Source organism: Mycobacterium haemophilum DSM 44634, from assembly GCF_000340435.2.
In the GTDB taxonomy this organism is placed as follows: Bacteria; Actinomycetota; Actinomycetes; order Mycobacteriales; family Mycobacteriaceae; genus Mycobacterium; species Mycobacterium haemophilum.
The window spans coordinates 1,492,157-1,504,810 of the sequence record NZ_CP011883.2 but is presented as its reverse complement, the minus strand read 5'-3'; the positions used below and the strand labels follow the sequence as shown (position 1 = coordinate 1,504,810).

Here is a 12,654-nt window from a genome sequence, read left to right as displayed (position 1 = left end):
CGCGGCTTCACCGTGCCACGGAGCCGCTGGCCGGTCAGCGATCCACTGGCGGACTTGAACTTCAGTTCACCGTCGAGGTCCCCGAACCGATGCGGTTGTCGCTACCGCGCTGCCCTGCACGGCGCGCCCGGTAAGCGACCCAGATGCGTTGATGGCCTTGGCTTTTCCCGTGACCACGTCGACTTCGACGTTGCCACCGGCCGCCGCGAATCTGTTAGCGTCGCGCCCGTCGATACCAGTCGCCGGCGAGCGCACCAATCACCAGCACGACCAGCGCCGCAACCCACGGCCAGACGCCATGCTGGTGCACCCAGCCAGCCAGCACACCTTGCAGGCGGCCGGCCACCGAAATCACCCCGTCGTGAGGATGCGCTTGGGCAGCCGTGGTCGCGCTGAACAGACGCAGCTCGTAGAGGCCGTAGTAGCCGACATACAGCCCGACTAACACCAGCAGCGCGCCGCTGACCCGGTTGACGAACGGCAAGATTCGCCGCAACCGGTCGGCCAATGCCGAGCTTGCCGTCGCGGCCGCGATGGCCAGGACCCCGACGACCAAGGTCAAGCCCGCGACGTAGGCCAGGTAGATCACTACGCTCCCGACGAGTGAACCGCCTCGAAGGCCCGCCGCGGTGACCGCCAGAAAGGGCCCGACGGTGCACGACAGCGAGGCGACCGCATAGCTGACGCCGTAGCCGTACATCGACGCCATCCGGGACGGACTCGGAGCCCATCGCACGCCGAACGAGCGAGGCGTCAGCGCCGTTAGCTCTCGACCCGACAGCAGCCACACCCCGAGACCGACCAGCACAACGCCGATCACCACTGTGGCGTACGGCAAGTAGCGTTGCACTGTCGCGGCCGCCGATATGGTCAGCGCCCCGAACAATCCGAATACCGTTAAAAAGCCGAGCGCCATCCCGACGGTGGCTGCCACCGCGCGGCCGAGGACGTTGATCCGACCATGCGGCCGGATGGTTGCCGCCGACCGTTCACTGGACTCGGCTTTTTGCGGGTGCCCGCGCACCACAAGAAGTAGGTAGCCGGGCAGCATGGCAAACCCGCACGGGTTGAGTGCTGCCACCAGTCCGGCGGCAAACGCCAAACCGACCAGACCCTGATCCACGAACTTAGGACCTCAGCGCAGCCACCCGGTCGGACAGGTCCTGCTGCGACATCGCCGAGGTGGGGTTGTTCACGAAAGTCGAGCTGCCATCCGCGCGATAGAACACCCACGCCGGCTGCCAGGGCACGTTGTAGCGGGCCCAGATCGAGCTGTCGGCGTCATTGAGGTTGGTGAAGTTCAAGTTGTACTTGGAGACGAAGCCCTGCATTGCGCCCACATCCGAGTGCGCCGCGATACCAACGAAGGTGACCGCCGGATTGGCGGCCGCCACCTGGCTTAGGCCAGGCGCCTCGGCATTGCAGAACGGGCACCACGGCGTCCAGAACCACAGCACCGCCGGCTTGCCCTGCAAACTAGCGCCATTGAACGGAGCGCCGCTGAGGGTAGTTCCGGTGAAGTTCAGACGATCGTCGGCGGCCACGGCACGGGGTGCAGCGGCCAGCCCCAATATCAAGGCGCCGCCGAAAACGGCAACGGCAAACAATTTCATCGAGGACAACAAGCGAATAATCATGGCCATCCTTATTTGCTGGTGTTATCTCCTAGAGACGCAACAGCCGCGGCTTGGGTTCACTGGGCTCGCCCGCCTTCGGCGGCCAGCTGTCCGCAGGCTATGTCTGATTCGCCCGCGCTCCGAGCTCGCCCGCCTTCGGCGGCCAGCTGTCCGCAGGCGGCGCTGATCTCCCGGCCCCGAGTGTCTCGCACGGTGCAGGAGACCCCGTGCGACCGAACCCGGCGGACGAACTCTCGCTCCGCCACCTTGGGGCTGGCGTCCCAGTCACTGCCCGGGGTCGGGTTGAGCGGGATCAGGTTCACATGCACCAGCGGCCCAAGAGCACGATGCAGCCGCCTACCCAGCATGTCGGCCCGCCACGCTTGGTCGTTGACATCGCGGATGAGGGCGTATTCAACCGATACCCGCCGACCAGTCACCTCGGCGTAATACGTGGCGGCCTCAAGTGCCTCGCTGATCTTCCACCGGTTGTTGATCGGAACCAGCGTGTCACGCAGCTCGTCGTCGGGCGCATGCAGCGATAGCGCCAGAGTCACCCCAAGCCGTTCGTCGGCCAGCTTGCGGATCGCCGGTGCCAACCCCACGGTTGACACCGTCACCGATCGGGCCGAGATTCCGAAGCCGGACGGTTCGGTGATGCGCCGCACCGCGGCCAGCACCCTCGCGTAGTTAGCCAGTGGCTCCCCCATACCCATAAAGACCACGTTTGAGAGCCGATCACCGAAGTCGTCGCGCAGCGCCGCGGCACCAGCACGCACCTGTTCGAGGATCTCCGCGGCCGACAGGTTGCGGCTCAATCCGCCCTGGCCGGTGGCACAAAACGGGCACGCCATGCCGCAGCCCGCCTGCGATGAAATGCACAGCGTATTGCGCTGCCGATAACGCATCAGCACCGATTCGAAGGTGCTGCCATCGACGGCCCGCCACAACATCTTTCGAGTCTGGCCAGCATCACAGGTGACTTCCCGTGCCGCGGTGAGCAGCTTCGGGAACATGGTCTCGGCAATCAGGTCACGAACGGCCGCCGGGAGGTCGGTCATCTGGCACGGATCGGCTAGTAGCCGGCCGTAGTACTGGTGGGCGAGCTGCTTGGCCCGGAAAGCCGGCAGGCCCAGCTCCACCACGGCTGATGTGCGGCCCGCCGCGTCGAGGTCGGCCAGGTGCCGCGGCGGCCGGGCCGCACGCGGCTCGGAGAACACCAACTCTTGGGCCATGATCTGTCCAGTATCAGCCTTGTCAGGGCAACAACGTAAGCATGGTCCACGCCGCGACCGCCGACGGCAGCACGCCATCGAGCCGGTCCATCAGGCCGCCGTGGCCGGGTAGCAGCCGGCCCATGTCTTTGATGCCGAGGTCGCGCTTGACCTGGGACTCCACCAAATCCCCCAGCGTGCACGTGAGCACCAGTACAAAACCCAGTACCGCCCCGACCCACGGCATTTTGCCGGCTAAGAAGGTGGCGGTCAGGACGGTTGCGGTGATCCCGCAGACCAGCGAACCGACGAATCCCTCCCAAGACTTATTCGGGCTAATCCTTGGCACCATTGGATGTTTGCCGAAAAGCACCCCTACCGTATAGCCGCCGACGTCGGAAGCGACCACCGCGATCATCAGGCAGAACACCCGCCCCGCGCCGTCCTTCGGATAAACCAGTAACGCCGCGAACGAGGCAAACAGCGGGACCCACGCGGCCAAAAAAACGGTGGCCGACGCGTCCCGCAGGTAATTTGACGCTGGCGGCGGACCTGCCAAGGCTTCCTGGGATTCGTGCCGCCTGCTGTCGTCGCGCAGGAAAAGCCGCCAGATCATGCAGACCACCACCGTCCCGCCGAAGCCGGCCAACGCGCCGGCGGCTCGGTACGGCCAGGTCAACCAGACGGTGAGCTGCCCACCGATGAGCAGCGGAATAACCGGAATCACATATCCGGCTTCGCGTAGCCGCCGCACCACCTCATGGCTGGCAACGAAAATAGCGCCGGCGCACAAGCCAACCCAGATTCGCGGAGCAAACACCAGCGTCGCGACGAGAGCGCCACCAATACTTAGGCCCACCGCGATCGCGGCGGGCAGATTGCGTCCCGCCCGGGACGTTTTCTTGGCCGGCTGCTGCATCGCGTTCTTGGCTCCCTGCGCCGGCTCGTCGGGTGGGGTGCCTGTGCCGGGATCGGTGGGAGCCACGACCTGAATAAATTAGCTGCTGAGCGGCCGCTAGACCTCCAGCAGCTCGCCTTCTTTGTGCTTGACCAGCTCGTCAATCTGGGTGACGTACTGGTGGGTGGTCTTGTCTAGGTCCTTTTCCGCCCGGCTGACCTCATCCTCGCCTGCCTCGCCGTCCTTGCGAATGCGATGCAGTTCCTCCATCGCTTTGCGACGGATGTTGCGGACCGAGACCTTAGCGTCCTCCCCCTTGCCCTTGGCCTGTTTGACCAGCTCGCGTCGACGTTCCTCAGTGAGCTGCGGCACGGCCACCCGGATCAGGGTGCCGTCGTTGCTGGGGTTCACCCCGAGGTCGGAGTTACGAATAGCGGTTTCAATGGCATGTAGCTGAGTGGCTTCATACGGCTTGATGACGACAAGCCTCGCCTCGGGGACATTGATGCTGGCCAGCTGGGTGATCGGGGTGGTCGAACCGTAATAGTCGATGACGATTCGAGAGAACATGCCCGGGTTGGCGCGGCCGGTCCGAATCGTTGACAGGTCGTCACGCGCCACCGAAACGGCCTTCTCCATTTTCTCTTCTGCATCGAAGAGAGCCTCATCGATCATTCGCGCCGTTCCTCCTCATCGCTGCGCTCTGCATCGTCACCGGCACCGATCATTCGCGCCGTTCTCCCCCTCGCCGCTTCGCGGCTGGGAGGTACCCCCACCTCATCGCTGCGCTCTGCATCGTCACCGGCGCCGATGTCATTGCCTCAGGTGGTAACCAGCGTCCCGATCTTCTCACCAGCGACCGCACGGGCGATATTGCCATTGGTCAGCAGATTGAACACCAGGATCGGCATGCCATTGTCCATGCAAAGACTGAACGCGGTGGCATCGGCCACCCGCAGTCCGCGGTCGATTACTTCGCGGTGACTGATCACGGTGAGCAGCTCGGCCTCCGGGTTGACCCGCGGATCCTCGGCGAACACACCATCGACCGCCTTGGCCATCAACACGACGTCCGCGCCGATCTCCAGTGCCCGCTGCGCTGCCGTGGTATCGGTGGAGAAGTACGGCAGCCCCATGCCGGCGCCGAAGATCACCACCCGGCCCTTCTCTAAGTGGCGGACGGCCCGCAACGGAAGATAAGGCTCAGCCACCTGGCCCATGGTGATCGCGGTTTGAACTCGGGTGGCGATGCCCTCCTTTTCCAGGAAGTCCTGCAGCGCAAGGCTGTTCATGACGGTGCCGAGCATGCCCATGTAGTCCGAACGCGTGCGCTCCATCCCGCGCTGCTGCAGCTGTGCGCCGCGGAAGAAGTTGCCACCGCCGATCACGACAGCGACCTGCACGCCGCCGCGGACCACCTCGGCGATCTGGCGGGCCACCTGCGCCACGACATCGGGATCGAGCCCGACCTGGCCCCCGCCGAACATCTCGCCGCCAAGTTTGAGCAGCACCCTCGAATACTTGGACCGGCCCCCCGGGTGGCCAGCATGGCTGAGCCGTTCTTCACGGTCCGCTGCAGCAGCCGGCACACCGTTGGCGCTCATCAGCTGTGGCTTGGGAGCCGCCGAGCCGGCGACTTGAGACTCCCAGGACTCCGTCATCAGACTCCTCGCATGACAATGCCACCCCGGCCACCACCCGGAACGGCATCTCACATCCTGCCCCATCACCGCACTCGGGCGTGGGCGGGGTGCATCATCTGCACAATTGCCAACCTATGCCAACGTAGTTCGTCTCGAGCGGGCCAGCCCACAACGACCAGCCTTCGCCAACTTTGCGGTTGGCACCACATGTTTAGGCGTCGCCCGGCATGGGAATCCGCGGCAACGCGGCACAGAAACCATGGTCTTCAGAATGAGGACCACTAGGAAAGATCCGCGAGGACAAGGCGCAAGCACAGCGCGACGCGGCGCGGCAGGAAGCCGAAGCGGCGGTTGCCCGTGGCAGCGCCAAGTCAGCCGAGCGGCGCCAGGAGTCCCACCAACAGCGTGTTGGAAGGATGGGTCCGGCCCGAAAACGGGCCGGACCCATCGACCAACTCGGAGTAGTTCTGCTGTGACTGGGTAACCAGCGTTGCATTAGCAAGGTTTGGAGATGCCTGTTGGATGTTTTACTTCTTTCGGATGAGGACGATTTCGAATCGGTCGTACCTACACTGAACTTGTTCGCGCAGACCATCCGCCAGGCACCCCTGACCGAGCGCGTCGCCGGGGACTATCACAGCGCCGACGTCGCGGTCATCGACGCCCGCACCGAGTTGGCGGCGGCTCGCCGGGTGTGCCGGCGGCTGACGGCTAATGCGCCAACCGTGGCGGTGGTTGCCATCGTGACCCCAGCCGACTTCGTGGCCGTTGACGTCGATTGGCATTTCGACGACGTGCTGCTGCCCGCGGCCAGTGCAGCCGAATTGCAGGCACGTCTGCGGCTGGCGATCACACGTCGTCGCAGTGCCCTGGATTGCACGCTGAAGTTTGGCGACCTCGTCCTTCATCCAGCCAGTTACAGCGGGACACTGGAAGCCAAGGATCTGGCCCTAACGCTCACCGAGTTCAAATTATTGAATTTCCTTGTGCAGCATGCCGGTCGGGCATTCACCCGGACCCGGCTGATACATGAAGTATGGAGCTATGACTGCAACGGTCGTATCCGTACCGTCGACGTTCATGTGCGACGACTGCGCGCCAAGCTTGGAGTCGAGCACGAGTCGATGGTCGACACCGTCCGCGGGGTGGGCTATATGGCGGTGACGCCCCCGCAACCGCAATGGATTATCCGCGAACCGATCCAGAGTCCCGTCTGGACATCGACGCCGCCCTGGGGCTTGATCGCCCGATAGCTTGTTCCCGCAAACACTTTGCCGATCCGGCCGCGCCACCGTCTCTGGCGTGGGCAGGACGAACCGGTCTAGCTGTGCGGCAGCGAGTTAGGCACCGGGCTGTTAGGCGACCCGTTCGTTGTCCAGACGAGTACGTCCTCAATGCCATCGTTGTATACGACGTTGGTCGGGGGTGCACCCGTCACGTCGAAGTAGACCTTCCCGTTCGCCTGGCCACCCTGGCTAATCGGCGCGGGGCCAAAGCCGTCGGGCGTGGGCGACACGCTGATCACTCGGTAGGTCTGATTGTCGTTGGTCCGCGCATTGAAGTCAGAGACAACGGGAGTGACCACGCCACTGGTCACTCCCGCATTCACGTCGGCCTGCCAAAGCTGTCCTTGCGGCGTGTAGCCGGGGACCGTGACGCTGGCGGGCTGCAGGTTGCTGACGGTGTAGACGGTGATGAGCGAGCCGTCAACCAGCGTTTCGCTGGTGCCAAAGCTCTGAATTATGGGACTCGCGACAACGGTCGCCGCAGCGAAAATACCGACAGCGGCAATCCCGGCCGCTCCGGCCGCCAATTTCATGGCCGCCTTCGCAGGAGTGGTCGTGACATGAAGGAGCGGGGCGTCAGCTCGCCGGGAGGTTAACTCACCAACGTTCGTTGGGACGAGAGCCAGACTAATGCGCAACCGTTGATATTTGGCGCGCCGGCATCTTTGGCAAAAACACCGCCGGGATGATGGTGGACCCGACCAACACAGCCGCCAGCACGAACACCGTGGCGTACGCCTGCGAGAGATCGTGCAGCACGTTACTCGGGAAGTCGGGCGCAACGGTTTGCCACGGCATGGTGGACGGGTCGACTGGCACGCCACGCCTGGCAGCGTTATCTTGCAATGCCGCCAATTTGTGTGCGGCGGAGATATTTTCGCTGCGGTTGAACTGGTTGGTGAGGATCATCGACATCAGCGCGGTACCCACCGACCCAGCGGCCTGCTGGTTGACGCTGATTAGGGTCGAGCCCCGCGCGATCTGATGTGGGGCCAGGGTCTGCACCGCCGCCCCGGCTAGGGGCATCATGGTGCAGCCCATACCCATGCCCATGATCGCAAGCCCCACCAGCAGGGTCGGTAAATAGTCGGCTTGCCTCGCGGACCCGTAAGCGAAAATGACTAGGCACGCCCCAATCAGCGTGATGCCGGCCAGGACAACCTTGCGGGGGCCGTATTTGTCCATGAAGGCTCCGGCGAGCGGCATAGCCAACATGGCTCCGAGTCCCTGCGGGATCAAGTGCACGCCGGACTGGGTAGGTGTTTGGTGTTGCACCTGCTGCAAGTAACTAGGGAAGAGCAGCAGGGTGCCGAAAAAGGCGACGGCGAACAAGGCCATCGCCGAGTTGGCGAGCATGACCACGCGGTTCTTGAACAGCCGCAAGTCGATCAGCGGGTGATCGGCGTGATAGAGAGCGTTGAAAACAAAGCCGGCGATCAACAACAGACCCATGCCCGACGGTATCCACACGTGGGGATCGGCCGCGGTGCCACGACTCGGAATAGCTGACACCCCGTAGAGGAACATCGCCAAGCCGGGCGACAGCAGCAGCATGCCGAGGACGTCGAAGGGTTCCGATAGCGTCGAGTGATCCCTCGGGAACAACAGCGCCGCCAAGCCGAACGCGGTCAAGCCGATCGGCAGGTTGATCCAGAAGATCCACTGCCAGCCGTAAGTATCGATCATCCAGCCGCCCAGGATCGGGCCGCCGATCGGGCCGAGCAGCATCGGGATGCCCACCACCCCCATTAAGCGGCCGAGCCGTTTAGGACCGGCGTTCCTGGTCAAAATGGCGAGGGACAGCGGCATCAGGATGCCGCCGCCGAGGCCCTGCACTATCCGAAATACGATGAGCGCACCGATATTTGACGCAGTGGCGCACAGCAACGAACCCAGTGTGAATGCGAGAACAGACCCCATGAATAGCCGCTTGGTACCGAATCGGTCTGCCGCCCAGCCTGCCAATGGGATCGCGGCGGCCAGTGCGAGTGTGTAGCCGGTCATCGTCCAGGCGACGACGGCCTGCGTGGACTCGAACGCGCGGATGAAGGTGCGCTGCGCCACGCTGACCACCGTGCTGTCGAGGTTCGACATGAGTGAGGCCAACACGCACACACCGGCGATCCGAAGCAGCCCGGCGTCCAGCTTGTCCGGATAGCGATGTTCACTGGTATCTGACTGCTTGGTGCCGGCGGCGGGCAGCGAGCGGCCGGCCGCTGCAGGATGCGCCTTCTCCATGGTCCTGCCGAGGATATCGACCCCGAGACCGGTGTGCACCCCAAGGACACAATCTCGCCTCAAATGTCTCAGTAATGCAAAGGCGTGCGTCAACGCACCTGATATATGTCAACATTGTTGACATGGTTCAGACAGAAGACGCTCCGCTGGGCTACCTGCTCTACCGGGTGGGAGCCGCGCTGCGACCAGAGGTTGCCGCCATGTTGCGTCCGCTCGGCCTGACGCTCCCCGAATTCGTTTGCCTGCGTATGCTTTCGATGTCTCCTGGCCTGTCGAGCGCCGAACTGTCGCGGAACGCAGGCGTCACACCGCAGGCGATGAATGCCGTGCTACGCAAACTGGAAGACACTGGCGCGGTGGCACGGCCCGCGTCAGCGTCCTCCGGGCGTGCACTACCAGCCACGCTAACCGGTCCGGGCCGCGCCTTGCTGAAACGCGCGGAAGGTGCGGTCCGTATCGCTGATGGCCGCATCCTGGCCAAACTGAGTGCACCGCAGCAGCGCGAGTTCAAGCGAATGCTCGACAAGCTCGGATCCGACTGACGGCTAGTCGGGAGTTTGGATCCGCGCCCACGGCCGAGCCTCTTCGAGTTCGTAGGCCAGTTCCAACAGTTGGGCTTCTTGTCCGAAGTCGGCGGTGAACATCATGCCCACCGGCATGCCATCCGCGGATTGGGCCAACGGCAGCGAAATCGCTGGCTCCCCAGTGACGTTTTGCAACGGGGTGAACGCGACCCAGCTCATCAGCCGGTCGATCACCTGCTGATAGTCGGTGGGAGCGAGATACCCGATCCGCGGCGTCTCGTCGGCGACCGTTGGAGTGAGCAAAACATCGTAGGTAGCGAAAAACTCAGCAGTGCGACGCCGCAGCCGACGCAGACGCATGATTGCCTTGGGGAGCCGGTGCATGTTGCGGCTGGTGTGACGATCTAGGCCCAGCGTCAAACTATCCAGCTTGGTGCGGTCGAACGTGTTGCCGAATGCGAGCCGGCCGGTCCGCACCTGCATCGCCGCCAACAGCCCCCAATACAGCACGAAATCGTCCGGGAAATTGGGCGGCACCGGCGGCTCTTCCACGCGTTCGACGCGGTGGCCCAGTTCTTCAAGCAGCCCAGCCGCCTTCAGCGTGAGCTCGCGTAGTTCGGGGCTGCACTCGCGCTGAACCGAACGCGTCACCACAGCAATCCGCAGCCGTTGCCGACCGGGCCGCGTGACGTCCCCGACCGGCGGCAGCTTGGGGTTGCGCCAGATCCGCTCGGCCTCCCGATAGAAGGCCGCGGTGTCGCGCACCGAGCGACTCAGCACGCCGTTGGCGACGATACCCACCGGCAGCCGGCGCAGCTCAGGATCCAGCGGCAACCGGCCGCGTGACGGCTTGAGCCCGACCAGCCCGTTGCAGGAGGCCGGAATACGAATCGATCCGCCGCCGTCGTTGGCGTGCGCCATCGGCACTACACCGGCGGCGACGAACGCACCCGATCCCGACGACGAGGCACCGGCGGTGTAGTCGGTGTCCCACGGGTTGCGGACCGGCCCGAGCCGCAGATGTTCGGCGGAGGCGCTGAACCCGAATTCTGACAGCTGCGTCTTGCCCAGAGATACCGGTCCGGTGGCCAGGTACAGCCGGGTGAACTCGCCGTCGTCGAACGCATTTCGGGGCACCCATGCGTCACTGCCCCGCATCGTCGGCTGTCCAGCGACATCGATGTTGTCCTTGATGAAGGTCGGGACACCGCTAAAAAAGCCACCGGCCGGGTTCGACGCGGTGTGCCGGGCCCGCGCAAACGCCTCATACGCCAAACCGTTGAGGGCTGGGTTGACGGCCTCGGTCCGCGCGATGGCCGCCTCGACGACATCGGCTCTGCTGATCCAACCGGCTCGGATAGCATCGGCGAGGCCGACCGCGTCGAAATCACCGAGGGCGTCGTCACCGAAAGCGTGCACACGTTGCATAGCAACGACGCTAGCCGCTCGCGCTCGCCGCCCAGAAAAGACTCGGCGAGCTAGGCCTGGCCCACCTCGAACCGAACAAATCGCGTCACCGTCACGCCGGCCTCGTCGAGCAGGGCCTTGACGGTCTTCTTGTTGTCGGACACCGACGGCTGCTCAAGCAACACGGAATCCTTGAAGAAGCCGTTTAGCCGGCCTTCGACGATCTTGGGCAGCGCCTGCTCCGGCTTGCCCTCGGCCTTGGCGGTCTCTTCGGCGATGCGACGTTCGCTAACCACAACGTCTTCGGGAACATCATCGCGGGACAGGAAACGCGCCTTGAGCGCGGCGATCTGCAGCGCGACTGCGTGTGCCGCCGCTGTGCTGGCAGCCGCGTCGGCGCCGGGGCCGTACTCGACGAGCACACCCACCGCCGGCGGCAGGTCGGCCGCGCGCTTGTGTAGGTAAGTTTCCACGGTCCCGCCGAAGATCGCGACGCGGCGCAATTCGAGCTTCTCACCGATCTTGGCCGACAGCTCGGCGATTGCTTGCTCGACCGTCTTATCACCGACGCTGGCCCCCTTGAGCGCGTCGACGTCAACGGTTTTGGCCGCAGCCGCCGCGCCGACGATTTGGTCGGCCAGCGCCTGGAACTCAGCGTTTTTAGCAACAAAGTCCGTTTCGCAGTTCAGCTCTATAAGAGCCCCGGCGCGCGCCGCGACCAAACCCTCGGCGGTGGCTCGCTCGGCACGCTTGCCCACGTCCTTGGCGCCCTTGATCCGCAGCGCCTCGACGGCCTTGTCGAAGTTGCCGTCGGTTTCGGCCAGCGCGTTCTTGCAGTCGAGCATGCCGGCACCGGTCAGCTCGCGAAGCCGCTTGACGTCGGCGGCAGTGAAATTCGCCAATGCTCAGCCTTCCTATGAGGGGTCAGTGGTGGTCTCGGATACGCCTGCGCCCAAGTCGGTGGGGGCGCTGGCACCAGCACCGGCCAACAGCTCCTGCTCCCATTCCGGAAGCGGCTCAACGGCTTCCGCCTCGGGCTTGCCGTCACCGCGCCCCAGGCCGGCACGGGCCTGCAAGCCTTCGGCAACCGCGGACGCGATCACCTTGGTCAGCAGCGCCGCCGAGCGGATCGCGTCGTCGTTGCCCGGGATCGGGTAGTCGACCTCGTCGGGGTCGCAGTTGGTGTCCAGGATCGCGATCACCGGGATGCCCAGTTTGCGGGCCTCGCCAACGGCGATGTGCTCTTTGTTCGTGTCGACAACCCAGATCGCCGACGGCACCTTGGCCATATCCCGGATACCGCCCAGGCTGCGCTCCAGCTTGTTTTTCTCCCGGGTCAGGCCCAAGATCTCCTTCTTGGTGCGACCCTCGAAACCGCCGGTCTGCTCCATCGCCTCCAGCTCCTTGAGGCGCTGCAGCCGCTTGTGCACGGTAGAGAAGTTGGTGAGCATGCCGCCCAGCCAGCGCTGGTTCACATACGGCATGCCGACGCGAGTCGCTTCGGCCGCGACCGACTCCTGCGCCTGCTTCTTGGTGCCAACGAACAACACTGAGCCGCCGTGGGCGACGGTCTCTTTGACGAACTCGTAAGCCTTGTCGATGAAAGTCAGCGTCTGCTGCAGATCGATGATGTAGATGCCGTTGCGGTCGGTGAAAATGAACCGCTTCATCTTGGGATTCCAACGGCGGGTCTGGTGCCCGAAGTGGGTGCCGCTGTCAAGCAGCTGCTTCATGGTCACAACAGCCATAGTGAGCCCATGTCCTTTTCGTGTCGGTTGTTGCCCGGCTTCGGCTGAAGCCGGACCCTGGCGTCTGCGGCAATGCCGGA

General features: G+C 64.2%; 13 protein-coding genes. 2 read left to right on the top strand and 11 right to left on the bottom strand.

The features are described 5' to 3' along the window. Positions 1-214: 214 nt before the first annotated feature. The 6 genes from B586_RS07160 to pyrH all read right to left on the bottom strand — a co-directional run bounded on the left by B586_RS07160 (position 215) and on the right by pyrH (position 5,389). Positions 215-1,123, bottom strand: a complete 909-nt coding sequence (locus B586_RS07160) for a cytochrome c biogenesis CcdA family protein (protein WP_047315460.1) — start codon at positions 1,121-1,123, stop codon at positions 215-217. A gap of 4 nt (positions 1,124-1,127) precedes the next feature. Further along, entirely contained in the window at positions 1,128-1,637 is a 510-nt protein-coding gene (locus B586_RS07155) for a disulfide bond-forming protein DsbE (protein WP_047315519.1), read from the bottom strand. A gap of 56 nt (positions 1,638-1,693) precedes the next feature. Then, on the bottom strand, positions 1,694-2,851 hold the full coding sequence (rlmN, locus tag B586_RS07150; protein ID WP_082607553.1) for a dual-specificity RNA methyltransferase RlmN: 1,158 nt from the start codon (positions 2,849-2,851) through the stop codon (positions 1,694-1,696). A gap of 22 nt (positions 2,852-2,873) precedes the next feature. Beyond that, positions 2,874-3,749 carry a phosphatidate cytidylyltransferase gene (locus B586_RS07145; RefSeq protein ID WP_276011985.1) on the bottom strand — a complete coding sequence of 292 codons (876 nt, stop codon included), beginning with the start codon at positions 3,747-3,749 and terminating at the stop codon, positions 2,874-2,876. Positions 3,750-3,845: 96 nt separating this feature from the next. Continuing rightward, positions 3,846-4,403, bottom strand: a complete 558-nt coding sequence (gene frr, locus B586_RS07140; protein WP_047315462.1) for a ribosome recycling factor — start codon at positions 4,401-4,403, stop codon at positions 3,846-3,848. Between the two features lie 146 nt (positions 4,404-4,549). Continuing rightward, positions 4,550-5,389, bottom strand: a complete 840-nt coding sequence (pyrH, locus tag B586_RS07135) for a UMP kinase (protein ID WP_047315463.1) — start codon at positions 5,387-5,389, stop codon at positions 4,550-4,552. A gap of 500 nt (positions 5,390-5,889) precedes the next feature. Between pyrH and B586_RS07130 the strand changes: the two genes are divergently transcribed. Next, positions 5,890-6,624 (top strand): winged helix-turn-helix domain-containing protein, encoded by a 735-nt coding sequence (locus B586_RS07130; protein WP_054880325.1) that lies wholly within the window; start codon positions 5,890-5,892, stop codon positions 6,622-6,624. Positions 6,625-6,692: 68 nt separating this feature from the next. Here B586_RS07130 and B586_RS07125 read toward each other — a convergent pair whose 3' ends face one another. Together B586_RS07125 and B586_RS07120 are read right to left on the bottom strand one after the other, a co-directional pair. After that, entirely contained in the window at positions 6,693-7,190 is a 498-nt protein-coding gene (locus B586_RS07125; RefSeq protein WP_054880326.1) for an MPT63 family protein, read from the bottom strand. Positions 7,191-7,284: 94 nt separating this feature from the next. Next, complete coding sequence (locus B586_RS07120) at positions 7,285-8,910, bottom strand: DHA2 family efflux MFS transporter permease subunit (RefSeq protein WP_414738729.1); 1,626 nt, start codon at positions 8,908-8,910, stop codon at positions 7,285-7,287. 107 nt (positions 8,911-9,017) lie between these two features. Here B586_RS07120 and B586_RS07115 point away from each other — a divergent pair, with 107 nt between their 5' ends. Continuing rightward, complete coding sequence (locus B586_RS07115) at positions 9,018-9,437, top strand: MarR family winged helix-turn-helix transcriptional regulator (protein WP_054880327.1); 420 nt, start codon at positions 9,018-9,020, stop codon at positions 9,435-9,437. 3 nt (positions 9,438-9,440) lie between these two features. Here the strand turns inward: B586_RS07115 and B586_RS07110 are convergent, their stop codons facing one another. From B586_RS07110 to rpsB, 3 genes are read right to left on the bottom strand one after another with little or no spacing between them, the layout of a single operon-like run. Then, positions 9,441-10,847 carry an amidase gene (locus B586_RS07110; protein WP_047315467.1) on the bottom strand — a complete coding sequence of 469 codons (1,407 nt, stop codon included), beginning with the start codon at positions 10,845-10,847 and terminating at the stop codon, positions 9,441-9,443. A 50-nt stretch (positions 10,848-10,897) separates the two neighbouring features. Then, entirely contained in the window at positions 10,898-11,728 is an 831-nt protein-coding gene (gene tsf / locus B586_RS07105) for a translation elongation factor Ts (protein WP_047315468.1), read from the bottom strand. 12 nt (positions 11,729-11,740) lie between these two features. Beyond that, entirely contained in the window at positions 11,741-12,574 is an 834-nt protein-coding gene (gene rpsB, locus B586_RS07100; RefSeq protein WP_047315469.1) for a 30S ribosomal protein S2, read from the bottom strand. Positions 12,575-12,654 lie beyond the last annotated feature (80 nt).